Below are 21,953 nucleotides of genomic sequence, written 5' to 3'. Positions count from 1 at the left end.
GGCATGGCTGACCCCGCCCGGGCCCGCCGCCTCGCCAAGCGGATCAACACGATCGTCGCCTCGGCGATCGAGTTCGAGATCAAGGACCCCGGGCTTGACGGGGTCACCATCGTGGACGCGAAGGTGACCGCCGACCTGCACGACGCGACCGTGTTCTACACGGTCATGGGGCGCACGCTGGACGACGAGCCGGACTACGGCGCGGCCGCGGCCGCGCTGGAGCGGGCCAAGGGCGCGCTGCGCACCATGGTCGGGGCGGGCACCGGCGTGCGCTTCACGCCCACCCTCACGTTCACCCGCGACACCACGTCGGACAACGTGCAGCGGATGGACGAGTTGCTGGCGCGGGCCCGCGCCGCGGACGCTGATCTGGCGCGGGTTCGTTCGGGCGCCAAGCCGGCTGGGGAGGCCGATCCATACCGGGATAGCGGATCGGGCGCCGAGCCCGGCCTCGACGGGAGCATCGGTGACGACGACCAACGCGAATACTGAACTGGCCGGTGTGGGTGCACGCGTCGACGCGCCGGCCGCCGTCGACCTACTGTCGGACGCCGCCACCGTCGCGGTGATCGCCCACGTGCATCCCGACGCCGACACCATCGGCGCCGGTCTGGCGCTTGGTTTGGTGCTCGACAAGTGCGGCAAGCGGGTCGAGGTCAGTTTCGCCGAGCCCGCCGGCCTGCCGGAATCGCTGGCGTCGCTGCCGGGCCGTCACCTGCTGGTCAGCCCGGACGCGATGCGCCGCGACGTCGATCTGGTTGTCACCGTTGACGTTCCGAGCGTCAAGCGCCTGGGCGCGTTGAGCGAGCTGGCCGTGTCGGGCGCCGAGGTGCTGGTGATCGACCACCACGCCTCCAACGACATGTTCGGCACCGCCAATTTCGTTGACGTGTCGGCGGATTCGACCACGATGATGATCGCCGACATCCTCGACGCGTGGGGCAAGCCCATCGATTCCGACGTCGCGCACTGCATCTACGCCGGCCTGACGACCGATACCGGATCGTTCCGCTGGGCCAGCGCGCGCGCCCTTCGTCTGGCCGCCCGGCTGGTCGACGCCGGCGTGGACAACGCCGCAATCAGCCGGACCCTGATGGACACCCATCCGTTCGGATGGCTGCCGCTGCTGTCGCGCGTGCTGGCGTCGGCCCAGTTGGTGCCGGGCGCGGCCGGCGGCCGGGGGCTGGTGTATGCCGTTGTCGGCCACCAGGATTGGAGCGGCTCCCGCCCGGAGGAAGTCGAAAGCATCGTCGACATCGTGCGGACCACGCAGCAGGCCGAGGTGGCCGCGGTCTTCAAGGAGGTCGCGCCGGGGCAGTGGTCGGTATCGATGCGGGCCAAGGCCGAAGTGGACCTGGCGACGGTCGCGTCCGCATTCGGCGGCGGCGGGCACCGGCTGGCGGCCGGCTACTCGACCACCGGCCCGATCGAGGACGCCGTCGCGGCGCTGCGCACCGCGCTCGGGTGACCGAGCCGGATCGACCCGACGCCGGGGGCCGTCGGATCGCCGGCCTGGCGCTACCCGCGCTGGGCGTGCTGGCGGCCGAACCGCTCTACCTGCTCTTCGATACCGCGGTCGTCGGCCGGCTCGGCGCCCTGAGCCTGGCCGGGCTGGCCATCGGCGGGCTACTGCTCAGCCTGGTGGGTTCCGACCTCACCTTCCTTTCCTACGGCACGACGGCACGCTCGGCCCGCCACTTCGGCGCCGGCAACCGCTCGTCGGCGGTGACCGAGGGCGTGCAGGCGACGTGGTTGGCGCTGGGGCTGGGCGCACTCGTCGTGATCGCGGTGCAGACTGCGGCGGTGCCGCTGGTGTCGGTGATCGCCGGCGGCAAAGTGGGCGGGGAGGCGATCGCCGCGGCGGCGCTGCCGTGGCTGCGCATCGCGATCTTCGGCGCCCCGGCCATATTGGTGTCTCTGGCGGGGAACGGGTGGATGCGCGGCGTGCAGGACACCGTCCGCCCGCTGCGTTATGTGGTTGCCGGCTTTGGGCTTTCGGCGCTGCTGTGCCCGCTGTTGGTCTACGGCTGGCTGGGGTTGCCGCGGTTGGGGCTGGCCGGATCGGCGGTGGCCAACCTGGCGGGCCAGTGGCTGGCCGCGGTGCTGTTCGGGCGCGCGCTGCTGGCCGAGCGGGCACCGCTGCGGCTGGACCGCGCCGTGCTGCGGGCCCAACTCGTGATGGGCCGGGACCTGGTGGTGCGGACGCTGGCTTTTCAGGCCTGCTTCGTCTCGGCGGGCGCGGTCGCCGCCCGATTCGGCGCCTCGGCGTTGGCCGCGCATCAGGTCGTGCTGCAGCTGTGGGAATTCCTTGCGCTGGTGCTGGATTCGTTGGCGATAGCGGCGCAGGCCCTCGTGGGCGCCGCGCTGGGCGCCGGTGACGCCGCACACGCGAAATCGGTGGCGCGACGGGTGACGCTGTTCTCGGCGGCGGCCGCCGCCCTGCTGGCGGCCCTCTGCGCGGTCGGGTTTTCCGCGCTGCCCCGCCTGTTCACCGACGACCGTTCGGTGCTGGCCGCGATCGGGGTGCCGTGGTGGTTCCTGGTGGCCCAATTACCCTTTGCCGGAATTGTTTTCGCCCTGGATGGCGTGCTGCTGGGTGCGGGGGACGCCGCGTTCATGCGCACCGCCACCGTGATCAGCGCGCTGGTCGGCTTCTTGCCGTTGATCTGGCTGTCGCTGGTGTTCGGCTGGGGTCTGGCGGGCATCTGGACGGGGCTGACCACGTTCGTGCTGCTGCGGCTGGTCTTCGTTGGCGCCCGGGCGATCTCGGGCCGTTGGGCGGCCACCACGGGCCGCTAGAACGCCCAGCTGCCCGAGCGCTGCACGACGAATCCGTGGTCGCCGCTGGTGGTGTCCAGGCAGGCGACCAGGTTGTCGGCTCCCACCGCGCAGGTGACGTTGAGGTAGGTCAACTTCTGGCCCGCGGCCAACAGCTTGGCGCCCGTGGGCAGCGCGGGCGGGTTGCCGTCGCATCCGCTGTAGGACATGCGGCTCAATTGGTAGCCGGGGCCCTTGAAGTCGACGGAACCCACGACGCAATCGCCCGGCCGCGGGTGGCCCCCGGGGATGGGGACGTCGTCCATGCCCGACATGTCGCCCTTGCACTTGATGTCCTGCGAGGGTTGCGGCGCGGGCGCCGGCCCGCCGTAAAAGTCACAGACCAGCGCGTACGGGGCGGAAAAGGCGATCCGCGGCGAGGCGCCGGTGCTGAGGTAGCCCTCGGCCGGGACGGCGGTGTAGCCGTCGAGGTTGGGGAACTTGGGCGGCGGCTGCGCGGCCGCGAGGGGGCCACCGGCCGCGATCGCCGATGCCGCCAGCGCCAGGCAGGCGAGCGCCCTGCTGATTCCCACAACCGCGCGCATCACCTGATCGTATTGGGTGGCCGGAAATCGGCCCGACCGGACCGCCCGATCAGCGAACCTGGGCCCGCCCGCGTTGCAGCACGGCCTCGCGGTTGGCGGCGATGTCGTCGCCGCTGGTCCGGAATTGCCGGGCCGCCATCGCCTCCTGCCAGAGCCCCGCGCCGGTCTGCGCGTCGTCGATGCGGTGATAGGACGCCAGCAGCGCCCGCACCGCGTCCTGGTTGTTCCCCACGATCGACGCGGCGACCTGGCGCGCGGCACCCAGCAGCCGCTCGTGGGGCACCGCCTCGGTCACCAGGCCGGCGCGCAGCGCGTCGGCGGCGGACAGGTAGTCGCCGGTCATGCTCATCCGCCGGGCCAGGCCGATGCCCACCTTCTGCGGTAACCGCACGCTCAGCCCCCAGGTGGGCAGCAGGCCCACCCGGGCATGCGTGTCGGCGAAGCGGGCGTTCTCCGAGGCGATCAGGATGTCGCAGTACAGCGCCAGCTCCAGCCCGCCGGTCACGGCGGCGCCGTTGATGGCGCCGATCACCGGCTTGGTCATCGCCGGCCACCGCGGCGAGATGTCCGGCAGCGCCGACGAGCCGCCGAGCTCCTTGAGATCGAGTCCCGCGCAGAACACCGGGTCGGCGCCGGTGACGATGACGACGTCGACGTCGTCGTCGGTTTCGGCGTCGGCCAGCGCGCCGAAGAAGCGGTCCCGCAACGCCGAGGACAGCGCGTTGCGCGATTGGGGTCGGTTCAGGGTCAGGGTGCGGACCCGTTCCTCGGTGTCGATCAGCAGGATCTCGTCGGTCATGAATGCAACCGTAGTCAGCCGTCCGTTGCGACCGGAGGCGGTACGGCGGGGCAGCGCTTATCGTGGGGACCATGTGCCGGAACATCACCGAACTGCGGGGTCTTCAGCCGGCGGCCACCGCGGAGGAAATCGCCGCGGCGGCCCGCCAGTACGTGCGCAAGGTCAGCGGCATCACCCACCCGTCGGCCGTCAACGCCGAGGCGTTCGAGCAGGCGGTCGCCGAGGTCACCGAGACGACGACCCGGCTGCTCGGGCGGCTGGCCCCGCGGCGTCAGCCGCCCAAGACGGTGCCGCCGTTGCGCCGGCCCGAGGTGGTGGCCCGGTTGGCGGGTGCGACATGACGGTGACCGCCACGATGCCCGCGCTCAAAGAGTGGAGCGCCGCGGTCCACGCCCTGCTCGACGGCCGCCAACGGGTGCTGCTGCGCAAGGGGGGCACCGGGGAGAAGCGGTTCGACCTTGCCGCCCGCGAATTCCTGTTGTTCCCGACGGTCGCGCACAGCCACGCCGAGCGGGTGCGCACCGAACATCGAGACCTGCTCGAGCCCGCCGCCGCCGACAGCACCGACGACGAGCTGGTGATCCGCGCGGCCGCGAAAGTCGTTGCGGCGGTGGCTGTTGAGCGGCCCGACGGCCTGGCGGCCATCGAGGACCTGCACATCTGGACGCCCGAGTCGGTGCGCGCCGACCGGCTCGATTTTCGCCCCAAGCACAAGCTGGCCGTGCTGGTGGTGTCGGTGATCCCGTTGGCCGAACCGGCACGCATCGCCCGGACGCCCGAATACGCCGGCTGCAAGAGCTGGGTGGAGCTGCCGGTGCACGCACCGTTGGCGGCGCCGGTGCACGACGATCCCGCGCTAGACGCCGTCGCCGCCCGCGTCCGCGATGCCGTCGGCTGACAACTCCGCCGGGCCGACGGGCAACACCAGCCGGGAGCGTCCGTAGCGCACGCTGTGGGTGACCGGCGTGGCGCGCCGGGCGGTCAGCACCGGTTCGTCGCCGCCGAGGTTGTGCGCGTAGCGCGGGGACCAACTACCGGCGATCAGCACCCGGATGCGTGACCCGGCGCGGAACCGGTGGGCGATGCCGTCGAGCTCGAGGCGAACGACCTTCTCCGACTTCGTCTTCGCCGCGGTGGCCAACCGGCGGTAGGCCTCGCTCACGTTGCGCGACCGGCCCTTCGGATCGACCTCACTCACCCGCACGAACAGGTCGACGTGCGGATTGTCGGCGCCGTGTGCGAGCTCGACGACCGGGGTTCCGTAGGCGTACAGGTCCTGGGTGAGGGTGGCGCTGGTGAACGCCAGCACGTCGGCGCGCGACGCGAGCCGGCCGTCGTCGCGGTAACCGCCGTTGGCGGACAGCATCGGGCCGCCGATGGTCGGTGTCGGATCGGCCGGGTCGTAGCGAAACGTGGCCGGGGACAGCCCTTTCAGCGTCGGGGCGGTCTCACCCAGGTAGCCACCGGGCCGCAGGTACAGCGCGCGCTCGGTGGTGACGGGCGGCCACGCGGGCAGGCTGCGCCACCCTTGGCCTCGACCCACGCCGGTGACGTAGACCCGGACCGGGCTGGGCCGGCGGGCGGGGGCCTCACCCAGGTGAGTGCCCAGCCAATCCAGCGTCTCCCGGGCGCAGGTGGCGAGCCCGGTGGTGAGCAGCTGGGTGTGCGTCCACGGGCCGACGGTGAGCGCGACATCGACTCCCCGGCCGTGCAGATGCGCGTACTGCCGCAGCGTCTGCCTGATGAAGAGGTCCTGCCAGCCGCCGATGAGCAGCACGGGCACCTGAACCCGGTCCAGCGCCTCGTTGCAGCGCAACGCATTCCAGAAGGGATCGCCGGGATCGCTGTGTTCGGCCCACGATTCGAACCAGGGTGCGCCCGTGCCGAGCAGGGCCCGGGCGGCTTCGCCCAGTGGCGTCGCGGCCGCGGCCCGCGGCACCTTGCGGCGGGTCTGCAACTGGCGCAGCGCGGCGCGGGCGCGCACCGGGTCCTCCTGGTGCGCCACCATGTCGCTCCAGCCCAGGAAGTCGTTGACCGCGAACGACCCTGTGCCCCAAGTCGATTCGTTGAAGTCGTGCGGTCCCACCGCGATCACCGCGGTGGACAGTTCCGGCGGGGGATCCTGCAACAGGGCCCACTGCGTGAATCCCAGGTACGACATGCCGATGGTGGCGAAGCTGCCGGTGAACCACGGCTGCTCACGCAGCCATGCGACGGTGTCCGCGCCGTCGGCGATCTCGTCGGCCATCGGCTCGAAAACCCCGCCGGACCCGAACGTTCCGCGCACACTCTGCAGCACCACGTGGTAGCCGCGCGCCGCGTACAGCGCGCCGAATATCAGGGTGAACGGGAATCCGCGTCCGTAGGGGCTGCGGACCAGCAGGGTGCCGACGGGGGTGGCGGGCGTGTAATGGTCGGCCACCAAGGCGACCCCGTCGCGCATCGGCACGCGCACGCGCTCCACGGTGTAGTCGGTGGTCGCCGGCGGCAGACCCAGCAACCGGCCAAGGGCCTTGCCGCCCAAGTGATTCAGGGTGTGCAGGGTCGGCTGCGCGGGGCGGATCGAGGTGATGCTCACCCTAGAACTTGTAATACGGAGCGAGGTCGTTGGCGCGCTGCAGGTTGGTCTGCATGCAATCGACCTCGGGGTCGGAGTAGACGGTCGAGTAGTACAGCGCCTGCTGCAGCACCCCGTAACTGGTCTTGAACACGACCATGCAGGAGTAGAACCAGTAGCTGTTGTGATAGGTCGGCTTGAGCACCCAGTACTGCGCGGCGCGGTGGCCCGCGATCGTCGTCTCGACGGCGTCGGCGGGCAGCGAGGCCTCGTAGGTGCGCCAGATGATTGGCTCGACGGCCACCTGATAGTTGCCGGCGTCGAAGTGGCAGCGCAGCCCGTCCTCGTGCTCGGGCGGTGTGAATCCCAGCCCGAGGCGCTGGACGACGTCGAACGGGATGTCCTCGCACGCGTCGAACGGGCGCGGATCGGTGGTCGCCACGATCGGGCTCTTCATCGTGGTTTCCATCGGCTGGGCGGTCGACCGCAGCTCGACGGGTCGATCGCCGCCACCCGGTAGGGAAGGGGAACCGGACAACACGCCCACCGTGCCCCCGATGGCCGCTGTGAGCAGCGCACCGAGCGCCCCCATCAGACGAACATTGGCGAACACGACACCCCCTGACGCCGCAGCGGTCCTTTCGGGGGAGTGTACAAGTCGCGCGCTCGGGGTCACAGGCAAAGGTGAACTTGTTCTAGTTCACCCGCCGACCGGGCGCGAAAACAGATCGCCCGGCCCGGGTCGTTAGGGTGGTTATTCGTGGCTGGGCATAGATCGGGGCAGGACTCGACCAACGGTGGGCAACCGACGCTGTGGGCGGTGTCCGACCTGCACACCGGTCACCTCGGCAACAAGCCGGTCACCGAATCGCTGCATCCGTCGTCGCCGGACGACTGGCTGATCGTCGCCGGCGACGTCGCCGAGCGCACCGACGAGATTCGCTGGGCCCTTGACCTGCTACGACGGCGGTTCGCCGAGGTGATCTGGGTGCCCGGCAACCACGAGCTGTGGACCACCACCCGCGACCCCGTGCAGGTCTTCGGCAAGGCGCGCTACGACTACCTGGTCAACATGTGCGACGAGATGGGTGTGATCACGCCGGAGCATCCGTTCCCGGTCTGGACCGAGCGCGGCGGTCCGGCCACGATCGTGCCGATGTTCCTGCTCTACGACTACAGCTTCTTGCCCGAGGGGGCCACGAGCAAAGCCGAGGGGCTGACCATCGCGCGGGACCGCAACGTGGTGGCCACCGACGAGTTCCTGCTCTCCCCGGAGCCGTACCCCACCCGCGAGGCGTGGTGCCGCGAGCGCCTGGAGATCACCCGTGCCCGCCTCGAAGAGCTGGACTGGATGACGCCGACCGTTCTGGTGAACCACTTCCCGTTGGTCCGCGATCCCTGCGACGCGCTGTTCTACCCGGAGTTCTCGCTGTGGTGCGGAACCACCAAGACCGCCGACTGGCACACCCGCTACAACGCCGTCTGCTCGGTCTACGGTCACCTGCACATCCCGCGCACCACCTGGTATGACGACGTGCGCTTCGAGGAGGTGTCGGTGGGCTATCCGCGGGAGTGGCGGCGCCGCAAGCCGCCCAGCTGGCTGCGCCAGGTACTGCCGGATCCCCAGTACGCGCCCGGTGACCTCAACGACTTCGGCGGCCACTTCGAGATCACCCCCGAGATGCGACAGCAGGCCACGCAGTTCCGGGAACGGTTGCGGCAGCGGCAATCACGATGACGGGGGAGCACACGCTGGTGTCCTCCGTGTTGCCGGCCACCGACGGCCTGGCCTACTCGGAGGTGTATTCCGATCCGCCCGATCTCGCCCCGCTGCCCGAAGAGGAGCCGTTGATCGCGAGATCGGTGGCCAAGCGGCGCAACGAGTTCATCACCGTCCGGCACTGCGCCCGCATCGCGCTGGGCGAGCTCGGCCTGCCGCCGGTGCCGATCCTCAAGGGCGAGAAGGGAGAACCCTGCTGGCCCGACGGCGTGGTCGGCAGCCTCACCCACTGCACGGGGTACCGCGGCGCGGTGGTGGGCCGCACCGACGCGCTGCGCTCGGTGGGGATCGACGCCGAACCGCACGACGTGTTGCCCGACGGCGTGCTCAACGCGATCAGCCTGCCGGCCGAACGCACCGAGATCCCCGCCCACCTGTCGGGGGATCTGCATTGGGACCGAATCCTGTTCTGCGCCAAGGAGGCGACGTACAAGGCGTGGTTCCCGCTGACCAAGCGGTGGCTGGGCTTCGAGGACGCCCACATCGCGTTCGAGTCCGACGGCCCCGGCGCGGCGACGGGCCGGTTCGTCTCGCGGATCCTGATCGATCCGGCGGCGCTGTCCGGTCCGCCGCTGACGGAGCTGGCGGGCCGCTGGTCGGTCGAGCGCGGGCTGGTGCTGACCGCCATCGTCCTATGAGCGGTCCGGGCATCGTCGTCGTCGACAAGCCGCCGGCGATGACCAGCCACGACGTCGTGGGCCGCTGCCGCCGGATCTTCTCCACCCGGCGGGTGGGGCACGCGGGGACCCTGGACCCGATGGCCACCGGAGTGCTGGTGATCGGCGTCGAGCGCGCCACCAAGATCCTCGGCCTGCTGTCGGCTTCTTCGAAGTCGTACGCGGCCACCATCCGCCTGGGCCAGAGCACGTCGACCGACGACGCCGAGGGCGAGCCGGTGCGCAGCGTCCCGGCGGGGCACCTGACCGCCGAGGCGATCGGGACCGCCGTCGAGGGGCTGCGGGGTGACATCGCGCAGGTGCCCTCGACGGTCAGCGCCATCAAGGTGGGCGGCAAGCGCGCCTACCGCCTGGCCCGCGAGGGCCACGCCGTCGAGCTCGAGGCCCGCCCGGTGCGCATCGACCGGTTCGACGTGCGCGACATTCGCCCCGGACCGCACGGCGTGGACGTGCTCGACGTCGACGTCGAGGTCGATTGCTCGTCGGGGACCTACATCCGTGCGCTGGCCCGCGATCTGGGTGCCGCGCTGGGGGTGGGCGGGCACCTGACGGCGTTGCGCCGCACCCGGGCCGGCCGCTTCGGGCTAGACCAGGCGTATTCGCTCGACGAGCTCGCCGAGCGGCCGCGGCTGAGCTACAGCCTCGACGAGGCCTGCCTGCTGATCTTTCCGCGCCGGCAGTTGTCCGCCGGGGAGGCCGACGCCGCCGCCAACGGCCGGTCCCTGCCGGCGGCCGGGATCGACGGCGTCTACGCCGCCTGTGACCCCGACGGCCGGGTGGTTGCGCTGTTGCGCGACGAGGGGGCGCGGACCAAGTCGGTGGTGGTGGTCCGCCCGGCGACGATGCAGTCCGGAACGGACTGAGGAGGAGGCGGGCCATCGATCCCGCCCGGCGACGATGCAGTCCGGAACGGACTGAGGAGGAGGCGGGCCATCGATCCCGCCCGGCGACGCTCTAGGACGCGCTAACGGGTCCCGGCCGAGCGGTTGGTTGGGCTACGTTGCAGACTGAGGTATCCAGGCGGCCCACGGGAAGGGACAACGATGTCCAACAAGATGTCCAACAAGGTTTACGTCATCGGCGTCGGCATGACGAAATTCGAGAAGCCGGGTCGCCGCGAGGGCTGGGACTACCCCGACATGGCGCGCGAGTCGGGGACCAACGCGCTGGCCGACGCCGGCATCGCCTACCACGAGGTGCAGCAGGGCTACGTCGGCTACGTCGCCGGGGATTCGACGTCCGGGCAGCGCGCGCTCTACGAGCTCGGCATGACGGGGATCCCGGTGGTCAACGTCAACAACAACTGCTCCACCGGCTCCACCGCGCTCTTCCTGGCCGCGCAGGCGATCCGCGGCGGCATCGTCGACTGCGCGATCGCGCTGGGTTTCGAGAAGATGCAGCCCGGTTCGCTGGGCGGCGGAGCTCAGGACCGCGAATCGCCGATGGGCAAGCACGTCAAGGCGATGGCCGCGATCGACGAGTTCACGATGCCCGTCGCGCCGTGGATGTTCGGCGCCGCCGGCCGCGAGCACATGAAGCAATACGGTTCCACCGCAGAGCATTTCGCCAAGATCGGCTATAAGAATCACAAGCACTCGGTGAACAACCCGTTCGCGCAGTTCCAGGAGTCCTACACGCTCGAGGACATCCTGGCGGCGCGGATGATCTCCGACCCGCTGACCAAGCTGCAGTGCTCGCCGACCTCCGACGGTTCGGGCGCGGCCATCCTGGCCTCGGAGAGCTTCGTCGACAGCCACGGGCTGGCGGGCCAGGCCGTCGAGATCGTCGGTCAGGCCATGACCACCGACTTCGCCTCGACGTTCGACGGGAGCGCCAAGAACCTCATCGGCTACGACATGAATGTGCAAGCCGCACAACAGGTCTACGACCAGTCCGGGCTGGGTCCGCAGGACTTCCAGGTGATCGAACTGCACGACTGCTTCTCGGCCAACGAGCTGCTGCTCTACGAGGCGCTGGGCCTGTGTGGGCCGGGTGAGGCGCCCAAGCTGATCGACAACAACGACACCACCTACGGCGGCCGCTGGGTGGTCAACCCCTCCGGTGGCCTGATCTCCAAGGGGCATCCCCTGGGCGCGACCGGGCTGGCGCAGTGCGCGGAACTGACGTGGCAGCTGCGCGGGACGGCCGAGGCGCGTCAGGTCGACAACGTCAGCGCCGCACTGCAACACAACATCGGGCTGGGCGGCGCCGCCGTCGTCACCGCCTACCAGCGCGCCGAACGCTAGGGCGCCATGATCGAGTGGTCCGACACCGACCTGATGGTCCGCGACGCCGTTCGGCAGTTCGTCGACAAGGAGATCCGCCCGCATCTCGACGAATTGGAAACCGGCGCGATGTCGCCCTATCCGATCGCGCGCAAGCTGTTCAGCCAGTTCGGCCTCGATGCCATGGCCGCCGAATCGGTCAAGAAGATGCTGGACCGGGAGCGCTCGGGAGAGCGTCAAAGCGACGGCGAGGCAAGCGGTTTCGGCGGCGGAGCCCAGGGATCGATGATCGCGGTGCTGGTCTCCGAGATCGCCCGGGTCAGCATCGGGTTGCTGAGCACCGCGTCGGTGAGCCTCGGCCTGGGTGCGGCGACCATCATGAGCCGCGGCACGCTGGCGCAGAAGGAACGCTGGCTGCCCGAGCTGATGACGCTGGAAAAGATTGCGGCATGGGCCATCACCGAGCCGGACTCGGGCTCGGATGCGTTCGGCGGCATGAAGACCTACGTCAAACGCGACGGTGCCGATTACATCCTCAACGGGCAGAAGACGTTCATCACCAACGGGCCCTGCGCCGACGTCCTGGTCGTGTACGCCAAACTCGACGAGGGCGACGCCGACCCGACGAAGGTGGACAAGCGCAACCGCCCGGTGCTGGTGTTCGTGCTCGACGCCGGCATGCCGGGCCTGACGCAGGGCAAGCCGTTCAAGAAGATGGGCATGATGTCCTCGCCGACCGGCGAGCTGTTCTTCGACAACGTGCGGCTGAGCCCGGACCGGCTGCTCGGCGAGAGCGAACAGCACACCGACGGCGACGGCCGCGACAGCGCCCGCGCCAACTTCGCCGCCGAGCGGATCGGGATCGCCATGATGGCCCTGGGCATCATCGACGAATGCCACCGGCTGTGCGTCGACTACGCGAAGAGCCGCACGCTGTGGGGCAAGAACATCGGGCAGTTCCAGCTGATCCAGCTCAAGCTGGCCAAGATGGAGATCGCGCGAATGAACGTGCAGAACATGGTCTTTCACACCATCGAGCGCCAACAGGCCGGTAAGCCGCTGACGCTGGCCGAGGCGTCGGCGATCAAGCTGTACTCGTCGGAGGCGGCGACCGAGGTGGCCATGGAGGCCGTGCAACTGTTCGGCGGCAACGGATATATGGCCGAGTACCGCGTGGAGCAGCTGGCCCGCGACGCCAAGTCGCTGATGATCTACGCCGGCAGCAACGAGGTGCAGATCACCCACATCGCCAAGGGATTGCTGGCCGACTGAGCTACGCGGTCACCCAGATCGCCCGCGCGGCCGGGCTGCCCAGGTCGACGGTCGTCTCGTCGCCGTCGCCGGATTCGATCGCCACCGAGATCATGCCCGCGAACTCGCGGCGGGTCAGCACCCGCAGCCGGGAGTCGAGGTTGATGCCCACGTCGGTGAAGTAGCGCAGCATCTCGGGGTCGGCGTCGGAGATGCGGGCCACCGTCCCGGCGTCGCCGTCGCCGCACGCCCACAGCTGGCGCGCCGGCGGGGTGGGCACCTGCCCGTCGGTGGCGGGGATGGGGTCGCCGTGCGGATCGCGCTGCGGGAATCCCAGCTTGGCGTCGATGCGGGAAACCAGACGATCCGACACCGCGTGCTCGAGCACCTCGGCCTCGTCGTGCACCTCGTCCCACGCGTAGCCCAGCTCGTTGACCAGGAAGGTCTCCAGCAGCCGGTGCCGGCGCACCATCTCGAGCGCCGCGCGCCGTCCGGCCTCGGTCAGCGTCACCGCGCCGTACTTCTCGTGGTCGACGAGGCCCTGCTCGGCGAGTTTGCGGATCGACTCCGAGGCCGTGCTGGCCGACACCCCGATCTTCTCGGCCAGCATCTTCGTGCTGACCTTGTCGGGGGACCACTCCTGGGCATTCCAGATCGCCTTGAGGTAGTCCTGGCCGACCGCGGTGAGACCGCCACGCTCTTCGTCAGCACTCACAACGACAAAGTTTAGGCAACCCCATCCAAATCCGGCGTGTTCCCCGCCACCCTGGCGGGTGTCGGGCCCTCTGGATCTCCCGGCCGGGCACTCGGCGCCGTAGGCTTGCGGTCGTGCAGCGGTGGCGCGGCCAAGACGAGATTCCCACGGACTGGGGCAGGTGTGTGCTCACCATCGGTGTGTTCGATGGTGTGCATCGCGGGCACGCGGAGCTGATCGCGCATGCGGTGAAAGCGGGGCGGGCGCGCAGCGTGCCGACGGTGTTGATGACGTTCGACCCGCACCCGATGGAAGTGGTCTATCCCGGCAGCCATCCGGCCCAGTTGACGACGCTGACGCGGCGCGCCGAGCTGGTCGAGGAGCTGGGCATCGACGTCTTCTTGGTGATGCCGTTCACCACCGACTTCATGAAACTCACGCCGGACCGCTACGTGCACGAGCTGCTGGTGGAGAACCTGCACGTGGTCGAGGTCGTCGTGGGGGAGAACTTCACCTTCGGCAAGAAGGCGACCGGCAACGTCGAGACCCTGCGGCGCGCCGGCGATCGATTCGGGTTCGCCGTGGAGTCGATGTCGCTGCTCTCCGAGCACCACAGCAACGAGACCGTCACGTTCTCGTCCACCTACATCCGGTCCTGCGTGGACGCCGGCGACGTGGTGGCGGCCACCGAGGCCCTGGGTCGCCCGCACCGGGTCGAGGGCGTGGTGGTGCGGGGTCACGGGCGCGGTGCCGAACTGGGCTTCCCGACCGCGAACGTGGCGCCGCCGATGTATTCGGCCATCCCGGCCGACGGCGTGTACGCCGCGTGGTTCACCGTCCTCGGCCACGGCCCGGTGACCGGCACCGTCATCCCGGGTGAGCGTTACCAGGCCGCGGTGTCCGTCGGCACCAACCCGACCTTCTCCGGGCGCACCCGCACCGTCGAGGCGTTCGTCCTGGACACCGACGCCGACCTGTACGGGCAGCACGTGGCGCTGGATTTCGTCGGCCGCATCCGTGGGCAGCACAAGTTCGGCTCCGTGGAGGAACTCATCGTCGCGATGGGCGAGGACACCGAACGGGCCCGCACCATCCTGTCGACGCAGGACTGATCCACCGCGGTTTTCAGGAAGCGACCAGGTCGTCGATCTGGTTGATGGCCGACGACGAGCCCTCGACCACCCCCATGTCCAGCACCTGTTGCAGCGCCTCGGCGGACTCGAAGGCGCTCACGTAGGTCGCGCGAGTGCCGCCGTCGTGCTCGGTGAAGGTGTAGACGTTCCTCGAGACCGGCAGTCCGGGGTTCGGGTTGAAGTCCAGGTCGGCGAAGCCGTCGAGGAACGAGAAGCTCGTCGGCTCGTCGACGGCCGTGATCTCCCAATATCCGGCGTATTTCTCGCCGTCCGGACCGGTCATGAAATACGTCGTGCGACCTCCGGGCGTCAGGCTGTGGTCGACGACGGTCGCCGGATGGGACGGCGGCCCCCACACCTTCTCCAGTTGACGCGGGTCGGCGTAGACCTGCCAGATCCGGTGCACCGGCGCGGCGAAGTCCGCGGTGATGGTCAGCGTCAGGTTGTCGGGATCGTGCTCGACGCCGGTTACGGGCATGGTTCAGTCCTCCTTGGTTGAGTCGGATGAGATGAGTTCGTCGATGCGTGCGATCCGGTCGCGCCAGAGGAGTTCCAACTCGGCGAGCATCGAGGCCACCGACCGCACGGCCGTCACGTCACCGCTGGCCAGCTGCTCGCGACCGCTGCGTCGTTTGGTGACCAGGCCGGCCTTCTCGAGCACGACGACGTGCTTCTGCACCGCGGCGAAGCTCATGTCGTACTTGCGGGCGAGCGTGGAAACCGAGTGTTCCCCGGCCAGCGTCCGTCGCATGATGTCGCGCCGGGTTCGGTCGGCGAGCGCGTGGAACAGGGCGTCCACCCGGTCCTCTTCGTCCACATCCACCCGGCAAACATACAACCAAATGGTTGTATGTTGTCAAGTGTGCGGCGCTGGCCTGCGATTTCGGCGAACATCGCGGCCGCTGATAGACTCGCCCCCCGATACGGAGTGTGCTGCAGTCCGCGGCGGCCACGACCGAAATTTTCGCGGCACCGATTGATGGAGATAGTTCGTGGCGCTGACAGCCGAGCAGAAAAAAGAAATCCTGGGCACCTACGGCCTGCATGACACCGACACCGGTTCCCCGGAGGCGCAGGTCGCGCTGCTGACCAAGCGGATCGCCGACCTGACCGAGCACCTCAAGGTGCACAAGCACGACCACCACTCGCGGCGCGGCCTGTTGCTGCTGGTCGGGCGCCGTCGCCGGCTGCTCAAATACGTCGCCCAGATCGACGTGGAGCGCTACCGCTCGCTGGTCGAGCGCCTCGGCCTGCGCCGCTGACGCCGCCGTCACCGGGGCTATGACGCCCGCCCGATCCCGCGCGATGCTGGCGGGGCGGGCCCGCCCGTGTAGAGTAAGGACGTTCTGGGCCGGTTCGGCCCGAGCAAAACGGTGCGGCCACGCAGATCCGCGTGCGCCGTTCCAGCGTGTCACTACGCACCTTCGAGGGAGCAGCCCAGTCTGCATCGGGCGGTCTTCGGTAGTGGCTGCCGGGCTCTCCGGATCTGGGGCTTCTCGGCCGCTTCGATCGATGGCCGTAGCCGCATTCAGACTGGCTCTTCGGGATAGCTCCCAGGGTGACTCGCAGGCCCCAACGGGCGCTGCGGACCCTCTCCAGGTTGCGCGTGACGACGCGAAACAGCCGAATAAGAGAGGCCGTACGGACGTCCATGTCTGTCGCTGAAATTGAAGAGGGCGTGTTCGAGGCGACCGCCACCATCGACAACGGGAGCTTCGGCACCCGCACCATCCGTTTCGAGACCGGCCGGCTGGCCCAGCAGGCCGCCGGCGCCGTGGTCGCGTACCTGGATGACGAAAACATGCTGTTGTCGGCGACCACCGCCAGCAAGAGCCCCAAGGAGCACTTCGACTTCTTCCCGCTGACCGTCGACGTCGAGGAGCGGATGTACGCCGCCGGTCGCATACCCGGCTCGTTCTTCCGTCGCGAGGGCCGTCCCTCCACCGACGCGATCCTGACCTGCCGGCTCATCGACCGCCCGCTGCGCCCGTCGTTCGTCAGCGGACTGCGCAACGAGATCCAGGTCGTGGTCACGGTCATGAGCCTGGACCCCAACGACCTGTACGACGTGCTGGCGATCAACGCCGCGTCGGCCTCCACCCAGCTGAGCGGGCTGCCGTTCTCGGGTCCGATCGGGGGCGTGCGGGTCGCGCTCATCGACGGCCAGTGGGTGGCGTTCCCGACCGTCGAGCAGCTCGAGCGGGCGGTGTTCGACATGGTGGTGGCCGGCCGCATAGTCGGCGGCGGCGCCGCCGAAAAAGACATAGCGATCATGATGGTCGAGGCCGAGGCCACCGAGAACGTCATCGAGCTCGTCGAGGGCGGCGCCCAGGCGCCGACGGAAACCGTTGTGGCCGAAGGGCTCGAGGCCGCCAAGCCGTTCATCGCCACCCTGTGCACCGCGCAGGAGGAGCTGGCCGGGGCGGCCGCCAAGCCGGTCGGCGAGTTCCCGACGTTCCCGGACTACCAGGAAGACGTCTACTACTCGGTCGCCTCGGTGGCCACCGACGAGCTGGCCAAGGCGCTGACCATCGGCGGCAAGGCCGAGCGCGACGCGCGCACCGACGAGCTGAAAGCCGAGGTGCTCGCGCGCCTCGCCGAAACCTACGAGGGCCGCGAGAAAGAGGTCAGCGCCGCGTTCCGCTCGCTGACCAAGAAGCTGGTGCGCCAGCGCATCCTCACCGATCACTTCCGCATCGACGGCCGCGGCATCACCGACATCCGCGCGCTCTCGGCCGAGGTCGCCGTGGTGCCCCGCGCGCACGGCAGCGCGCTGTTCCAGCGCGGTGAGACCCAGATCCTGGGGGTGACCACGCTCGACATGGTCAAGATGGCCCAGCAGATCGACTCGCTGGGGCCGGAAACCTCCAAGCGCTACATGCACCATTACAATTTCCCGCCGTTCTCCACCGGCGAGACCGGCCGGGTGGGTTCGCCCAAGCGGCGCGAGATCGGGCACGGTGCGCTCGCCGAGCGGGCCCTGATCCCGGTGCTGCCCGGCGTCGAGGATTTCCCGTACGCCATCCGCCAGGTCTCCGAGGCGCTGGGCTCCAACGGCTCGACGTCGATGGGGTCGGTCTGTGCGTCCACCCTGTCGCTGCTGAACGCCGGTGTGCCGCTGAAGGCGCCGGTGGCCGGCATCGCGATGGGCCTGGTCTCCGACGACGTGGAGATCGACGGCCGGACCGAGCGGCGGTTCGTCACGCTGACCGACATCCTGGGCGCCGAGGACGCGTTCGGCGACATGGACTTCAAGTGCGCCGGCACCAAGGACTTCGTCACCGCGCTGCAGCTGGACACCAAGCTCGACGGCATCCCGTCGCAGGTCCTGGCGGGCGCCCTGGGCCAGGCCAAAGACGCGCGCCTGACGATCCTCGAGGTCATGGCCGAGGCCATCGACGCGCCCGACGAGATGAGCCCGTATGCCCCGCGGGTCACCACCATCAAGGTTCCGGTGGACAAGATCGGTGAAGTCATCGGCCCCAAGGGCAAGGTGATCAACGGCATCACCGAGGAGACCGGCGCGCAGATCTCCATCGAGGACGACGGCACCGTGTTCGTCGGCGCCACCGACGGGCCCTCGGCGCAGGCCGCGATCGACCGGATCAACGCCATCGCCAACCCGCAACTGCCGACGGTCGGCGAACGCTTCCTCGGAACCGTGGTCAAGACAACGGATTTCGGCGCCTTCGTCTCGCTGCTGCCCGGTCGCGACGGCCTGGTGCACATCTCCAAGCTCGGCAAGGGCAAGCGCATCGCAAAGGTCGAGGACGTGGTGAACGTCGGCGACAAGCTGCGCGTCGAAATCGCCGACATCGACAAGCGCGGCAAGATCTCGCTGGTGCTGGTGGAGGACGACAACTCGGCGCCAGCCGATGCCCCGGCGGCCGCCCCTGCCGATGCCGCGAGCTGATTCGGGAAAGCGAGCAGCTGACCCCGCGCTGCGGCGGGGTAACCACACGGCCGCGGCGGACCCGCACGCCGCACTGCGGCGCACGACGCTGCCGGGCGGCTTGCGGGTGGTCACCGAATACCTGCCGGCGGTGCGTTCCGCCTCGGTCGGGGTGTGGGTCGGGGTCGGCTCGCGCGACGAGGGCGCCACGGTCGCCGGCGCGGCCCACTTCCTCGAGCACCTGCTGTTCAAGTCGACCCCCAGCCGCACCGCGGTGGACATCGCCCAGGCGATGGACGCCGTCGGGGGAGAGCTGAACGCGTTCACCGCCAAGGAGCACACCTGCTACTACGCGCACGTGCTCGACAGCGACTTGGCGCTGGCCGTCGACCTGGTCGCCGACGTGGTGCTCAACGGCCGCTGCGCCGCCGAGGACGTCGAACTGGAACGCGACGTGGTCCTCGAGGAGATCGCGATGCGCGACGACGACCCCGAGGACGCGCTCGGGGACATGTTCTTGGGCGCGCTGTTCGGCGACCACCCGGTGGGCCGGCCCGTCATCGGCACCGCGCGGTCGGTGACGTCGATGACGCGTAGCCAGCTGCACTCGTTTCACGTCCGCCGCTACACGCCCGAACGCATGGTGGTGGCGGTGGCCGGCAACGTCGACCACGACGAGGTGGTCGCGCTGGTGCGCGAGCACTTCGGCCCGCATCTAGTCCGTGGGCGCGCACCCATCGCGCCGCGCAAGGGCGCCGGGCGGGTCAACGGCCGGCCCGGGCTGGCGCTGGGCCACCGGGACGCCGAGCAGACGCACGTGTCGCTGGGGGTGCGCACGCCCGGCCGCGGCTGGCAGCACCGCTGGGCGCTGTCGGTGCTCAACACCGCGCTGGGCGGCGGCCTGAGTTCTCGGCTGTTCCAAGAGGTTCGGGAGCTGCGCGGGCTGGCCTATTCGGTGTACTCGACGGTGGACATCTTCGCCGACAGCGGCGCGCTGTCCGTGTACGCGGCGTGCCAGCCCGAACGTTTCGCCGAGGTCATGGAGGTGACCGGTGCGGTCCTCGACGCCGTCGCGCGCGACGGCATCACCGAGGCGGAGTGCCGGATCGCCAAGGGCTCGCTGCGCGGCGGCCTGGTCCTCGGCCTGGAGGACTCGGGCTCGCGGATGAGCCGCCTCGGCCGCAGCGAGCTCAACTACGGCAAGCACCGCAGCATCGAGCACACCCTGCGGCAGATCGACCAGGTGACCGTCGATGAGGTCAACGCCGTCGCCCGCCGGCTGCTCGGGCAGCGCTACGGCGCCGCGGTTCTCGGCCCCTATGCCACCAAACGGTCACTGCCCCAACAACTTCGGGCGATGGTAGGCTAGCTCGAATGTCCGCCTCCTCACTCGCGCCCCCTCGGCGCTCGCCGTCGGCGGACTAGCCGAATGGTACTGGGCTTTTGGGACATCGCGGTGCCCATCGTGGGTGCCCCGATGGCCGGCGGCCCCGGGACTCCCGCGCTGGCCGCGGCGGTGTCCAACGCCGGTGGGCTCGGTTTCGTCCCCGGCGGGTATCTCACCGCCGAGCGGTTCGCCGACGACATCGCCGCCGCGCGCAAGGCCACCACCGGCCCGCTGGGCGTGAATCTGTTTGTGCCCCAGCCCAGTGTGGCCGACTGGGTGGCCCTGGACTACTACGCGGCCGAACTCGAAGAGATCGCCGATCACTACCAGGTGGAGGTCGGTCACCCGCGTTACGGCGACGACGACGGGTGGGAACAGAAGCTCGAGGTGGTCGCCGACGTCCGGCCCGAGCTGGTGTCGTTCACGTTCGGCGTCCCGCCGCCCGACGTGATCCGGCGCCTCGGCGCGCTGGGCCTGCTGGTGATGGTCACGGTGACGTCGGCGTACGAGGCCGGGGTGGCCGTCGCCGCCGGCGCCGACAGCCTGGTGGTCCAGGGCCCCGCCGCGGGCGGGCACCGCGGCACGTTCGCGCCCGACATGGAACCCGCCAACGAGTCGCTGCACCAGCTCATCGACCGCATCCGCAACACCCATGACATCCCGATCATCGCCGCCGGCGGGCTGGGCACCGCCGACGAGATCGGCGCCGCCCTGCGCCGGGGAGCGGTGGCCGCGCAGGTCGGCACCGCGCTGCTGCTCGCCGACGAGGCCGGCACCAACCCCGCCCACCGCACCGCCCTGAAGAACCCGCTGTTCGCGACCACCGTTGTGACACGGGCCTTCTCGGGCCGCTACGCGCGCGGGCTGGAAAACGACTTCACCCGCATGCTCGACCACGTGGCGCCGCTGGGCTACCCCGAGGTCAACCAGATGACATCGCCCATCCGGGAAGCCGCCGCCGCCCTCGAGGACCCGAACGGGATACCGCTGTGGGCCGGGGCGGCCTTCAAGCACGCCAGCGCCGGCCCCGCGGCCGACATCATCGCCGGCCTCGTGGCCACCGATTAGCCGATTAGCCGATTAGCCCAGCACGCAGGCGGGGTCGGTGCACGGCAGCCCGAGATCGGCGGCCACCTGCCCGGACAGCAGCGCGCCGTCGTGCGTCGAAAGGCCTTTGGCCAGAGCATGATCCGATCGGCACGCCGCACGCCAGCCGCGCTCGGCGAGCGCGAGCACATACGGCATGGTCGCGTTCGTCAGCGCCACCGTCGACGTCTTGGGCACCGCGCTGGGCATGTTGGCCACGCAGTAGAACAGCGTGTCGTGCACGGCGAAGGTCGGGTCGTCGTGCGTGGTCGGCCGCGAGTCCTCGAAGCAGCCGCCCTGGTCGATCGAGATGTCGACCAGCACCCCGCCCGGTTTCATCTGCGCGACAAGGGAATTCGAGACCAGGCTGGGGGCCTTGGCGCCGGGGCGCAGCACCGCGCCGATCACCAGGTCGGCGCGCTTGACGGTGCCCTCCAAGTCGTAGGCCGACGAGTACCGGGTGCGGACCTGCCCGCCGAACTCGGCGTCGAGCAACCGCAGCTTGTTGATGTTGACGTCGAGCACCGACACCATCGCCCCCATGCCGTTCGCGACGCGGGCCGCGTTGTAGCCCGCGGTACCCGCCCCGATCACGACGACGTCGGCCGGCTTGACGCCCGGCACGCCGCCCATCAGCACGCCGCGCCCGCCGTGGGTGCGCATCAGGTGATACGCCCCCACCTGAGCGGACAGCCGGCCCGCCACCTCGCTCATCGGCGCCAGCAACGGCAGTGTGCCGTCGGCGGTTTGGACCGTCTCGTACGCGATCGACGTCGTTCCGGACGCCAGCAAGGCCTCGGTGCACGCGCGCGAGGCGGCCAGATGCAGGTAGGTGAACAGAATCTGGTTGCGCCGCAACAGCTCATACTCGGCGGGCACGGGTTCTTTGACTTTGAGCAGCAGGTCGGCGTCGCCCCAAACCTGTTCGGCCGTATCGGCGAGTTGCGCGCCCGCCGCCTTGAACTCGGAGTCGGCGATCGCCGATCCCTCGCCGGCGCCGGTCTGGACGAGCACGTCGTGTCCGCGGCGGACCAACTCGGCGACACCAGCGGGGGTGATGGCGACGCGAAACTCGTTCGTCTTGGTCTCGGTCGGTACGCCGACTCGCAT

The 21,953-nt window shown here is 69.8% G+C and carries 23 protein-coding genes; 15 read left to right on the top strand and 8 right to left on the bottom strand.

Going from position 1 to position 21,953, the window contains the following annotated elements; translation table 11 throughout:
* Positions 1 to 3: 3 nt before the first annotated feature.
* The 3 genes from rbfA to OCQ_RS17725 are packed head-to-tail and all read left to right on the top strand — an operon-like array spanning position 4 to position 2,799.
* On the top strand, positions 4 to 492 hold the full coding sequence (rbfA, locus tag OCQ_RS17735; RefSeq protein WP_008258717.1) for a 30S ribosome-binding factor RbfA: 489 nt from the start codon (positions 4 to 6) through the stop codon (positions 490 to 492).
* Positions 467 to 1,468, top strand: a complete 1,002-nt coding sequence (locus OCQ_RS17730) for a DHH family phosphoesterase (RefSeq protein ID WP_179960084.1) — start codon at positions 467 to 469, stop codon at positions 1,466 to 1,468. The genes rbfA and OCQ_RS17730 overlap by 26 nt, the downstream gene beginning before the upstream one ends.
* Positions 1,465 to 2,799, top strand: coding sequence for an MATE family efflux transporter (locus tag OCQ_RS17725; RefSeq protein WP_014380657.1), 1,335 nt, complete (start codon positions 1,465 to 1,467; stop codon positions 2,797 to 2,799). Before OCQ_RS17730 ends, OCQ_RS17725 begins: the two co-directional genes overlap by 4 nt.
* On the opposite strand, the gene OCQ_RS17720 is transcribed toward OCQ_RS17725, so the two are convergent.
* A complete protein-coding gene (locus OCQ_RS17720) occupies positions 2,796 to 3,362 on the bottom strand; it encodes a hypothetical protein (protein ID WP_036390080.1) in 567 nt (188 codons plus the stop codon). The genes OCQ_RS17725 and OCQ_RS17720 overlap by 4 nt on opposite strands.
* A gap of 49 nt (positions 3,363 to 3,411) precedes the next feature.
* Positions 3,412 to 4,161: an enoyl-CoA hydratase gene (locus OCQ_RS17715; RefSeq protein ID WP_014385425.1), complete on the bottom strand. Its 750-nt coding sequence runs from the start codon at positions 4,159 to 4,161 to the stop codon at positions 3,412 to 3,414.
* Positions 4,162 to 4,232: 71 nt separating this feature from the next.
* On the opposite strand from OCQ_RS17715, the gene OCQ_RS17710 reads away from it, so the two are divergent.
* Together OCQ_RS17710 and OCQ_RS17705 are read left to right on the top strand one after the other, a co-directional pair.
* Positions 4,233 to 4,502: a DUF2277 domain-containing protein gene (locus tag OCQ_RS17710; RefSeq protein ID WP_008258698.1), complete on the top strand. Its 270-nt coding sequence runs from the start codon at positions 4,233 to 4,235 to the stop codon at positions 4,500 to 4,502.
* Positions 4,499 to 5,059, top strand: coding sequence for a DUF1802 family protein (locus tag OCQ_RS17705; RefSeq protein ID WP_008258696.1), 561 nt, complete (start codon positions 4,499 to 4,501; stop codon positions 5,057 to 5,059). The genes OCQ_RS17710 and OCQ_RS17705 overlap by 4 nt, the downstream gene beginning before the upstream one ends.
* On the opposite strand, the gene OCQ_RS17700 is transcribed toward OCQ_RS17705, so the two are convergent.
* Together OCQ_RS17700 and OCQ_RS17695 are read right to left on the bottom strand one after the other, a co-directional pair.
* Entirely contained in the window at positions 5,018 to 6,739 is a 1,722-nt protein-coding gene (locus tag OCQ_RS17700; RefSeq protein WP_014385424.1) for a CocE/NonD family hydrolase, read from the bottom strand. The genes OCQ_RS17705 and OCQ_RS17700 overlap by 42 nt on opposite strands.
* Position 6,740: 1 nt before the next feature.
* The gene (locus OCQ_RS17695; protein ID WP_014380652.1) at positions 6,741 to 7,331 is read right to left on the bottom strand and encodes a DUF3558 domain-containing protein; all 591 of its coding nucleotides are present in this window, start codon (positions 7,329 to 7,331) and stop codon (positions 6,741 to 6,743) included.
* Positions 7,332 to 7,478: 147 nt separating this feature from the next.
* Here OCQ_RS17695 and OCQ_RS17690 point away from each other — a divergent pair, with 147 nt between their 5' ends.
* The 5 genes from OCQ_RS17690 to OCQ_RS17670 all read left to right on the top strand — a co-directional run bounded on the left by OCQ_RS17690 (position 7,479) and on the right by OCQ_RS17670 (position 12,672).
* Positions 7,479 to 8,456, top strand: a complete 978-nt coding sequence (locus OCQ_RS17690; RefSeq protein WP_014385423.1) for a metallophosphoesterase family protein — start codon at positions 7,479 to 7,481, stop codon at positions 8,454 to 8,456.
* Positions 8,453 to 9,136, top strand: coding sequence for a 4'-phosphopantetheinyl transferase PptT (pptT, locus tag OCQ_RS17685; protein WP_014385422.1), 684 nt, complete (start codon positions 8,453 to 8,455; stop codon positions 9,134 to 9,136). The genes OCQ_RS17690 and pptT overlap by 4 nt, the downstream gene beginning before the upstream one ends.
* Positions 9,133 to 10,038, top strand: coding sequence for a tRNA pseudouridine(55) synthase TruB (truB, locus tag OCQ_RS17680; RefSeq protein WP_014385421.1), 906 nt, complete (start codon positions 9,133 to 9,135; stop codon positions 10,036 to 10,038). Before pptT ends, truB begins: the two co-directional genes overlap by 4 nt.
* Before the next feature lie 192 nt (positions 10,039 to 10,230).
* Positions 10,231 to 11,421: a lipid-transfer protein gene (locus tag OCQ_RS17675; RefSeq protein ID WP_407937430.1), complete on the top strand. Its 1,191-nt coding sequence runs from the start codon at positions 10,231 to 10,233 to the stop codon at positions 11,419 to 11,421.
* 6 nt (positions 11,422 to 11,427) lie between these two features.
* The gene (locus OCQ_RS17670) at positions 11,428 to 12,672 is read left to right on the top strand and encodes an acyl-CoA dehydrogenase family protein (protein WP_014385419.1); all 1,245 of its coding nucleotides are present in this window, start codon (positions 11,428 to 11,430) and stop codon (positions 12,670 to 12,672) included.
* A gap of 1 nt (position 12,673) precedes the next feature.
* On the opposite strand, the gene mntR is transcribed toward OCQ_RS17670, so the two are convergent.
* The gene (gene mntR / locus OCQ_RS17665; RefSeq protein WP_009955351.1) at positions 12,674 to 13,366 is read right to left on the bottom strand and encodes a manganese-binding transcriptional regulator MntR; all 693 of its coding nucleotides are present in this window, start codon (positions 13,364 to 13,366) and stop codon (positions 12,674 to 12,676) included.
* A gap of 113 nt (positions 13,367 to 13,479) precedes the next feature.
* Between mntR and OCQ_RS17660 the strand changes: the two genes are divergently transcribed.
* Positions 13,480 to 14,457 carry a bifunctional riboflavin kinase/FAD synthetase gene (locus OCQ_RS17660; RefSeq protein WP_036453365.1) on the top strand — a complete coding sequence of 326 codons (978 nt, stop codon included), beginning with the start codon at positions 13,480 to 13,482 and terminating at the stop codon, positions 14,455 to 14,457.
* A gap of 13 nt (positions 14,458 to 14,470) precedes the next feature.
* Here the strand turns inward: OCQ_RS17660 and OCQ_RS17655 are convergent, their stop codons facing one another.
* Positions 14,471 to 14,956 (bottom strand): SRPBCC family protein, encoded by a 486-nt coding sequence (locus OCQ_RS17655; protein ID WP_014385417.1) that lies wholly within the window; start codon positions 14,954 to 14,956, stop codon positions 14,471 to 14,473.
* Between the two features lie 3 nt (positions 14,957 to 14,959).
* Complete coding sequence (locus tag OCQ_RS17650; RefSeq protein ID WP_036453363.1) at positions 14,960 to 15,301, bottom strand: ArsR/SmtB family transcription factor; 342 nt, start codon at positions 15,299 to 15,301, stop codon at positions 14,960 to 14,962.
* A gap of 169 nt (positions 15,302 to 15,470) precedes the next feature.
* On the opposite strand from OCQ_RS17650, the gene rpsO reads away from it, so the two are divergent.
* The 4 genes from rpsO to OCQ_RS17630 all read left to right on the top strand — a co-directional run bounded on the left by rpsO (position 15,471) and on the right by OCQ_RS17630 (position 20,825).
* Positions 15,471 to 15,740: a 30S ribosomal protein S15 gene (gene rpsO / locus OCQ_RS17645; RefSeq protein WP_003878661.1), complete on the top strand. Its 270-nt coding sequence runs from the start codon at positions 15,471 to 15,473 to the stop codon at positions 15,738 to 15,740.
* A gap of 389 nt (positions 15,741 to 16,129) precedes the next feature.
* Positions 16,130 to 18,391: a polyribonucleotide nucleotidyltransferase gene (locus OCQ_RS17640; protein WP_014380645.1), complete on the top strand. Its 2,262-nt coding sequence runs from the start codon at positions 16,130 to 16,132 to the stop codon at positions 18,389 to 18,391.
* Positions 18,378 to 19,739: a M16 family metallopeptidase gene (locus tag OCQ_RS17635; RefSeq protein ID WP_014385415.1), complete on the top strand. Its 1,362-nt coding sequence runs from the start codon at positions 18,378 to 18,380 to the stop codon at positions 19,737 to 19,739. Before OCQ_RS17640 ends, OCQ_RS17635 begins: the two co-directional genes overlap by 14 nt.
* Positions 19,740 to 19,799: 60 nt before the next feature.
* Positions 19,800 to 20,825, top strand: coding sequence for a nitronate monooxygenase (locus OCQ_RS17630; RefSeq protein ID WP_009952939.1), 1,026 nt, complete (start codon positions 19,800 to 19,802; stop codon positions 20,823 to 20,825).
* A gap of 12 nt (positions 20,826 to 20,837) precedes the next feature.
* On the opposite strand, the gene ald is transcribed toward OCQ_RS17630, so the two are convergent.
* Positions 20,838 to 21,953, bottom strand: a complete 1,116-nt coding sequence (gene ald, locus OCQ_RS17625; RefSeq protein ID WP_014385414.1) for an alanine dehydrogenase — start codon at positions 21,951 to 21,953, stop codon at positions 20,838 to 20,840.

This window comes from Mycobacterium paraintracellulare (genome assembly GCF_000276825.1).
GTDB lineage: Bacteria > Actinomycetota > Actinomycetes > Mycobacteriales > Mycobacteriaceae > Mycobacterium > Mycobacterium intracellulare.
This window is presented reverse-complemented; position numbering and strand designations above follow the sequence as displayed.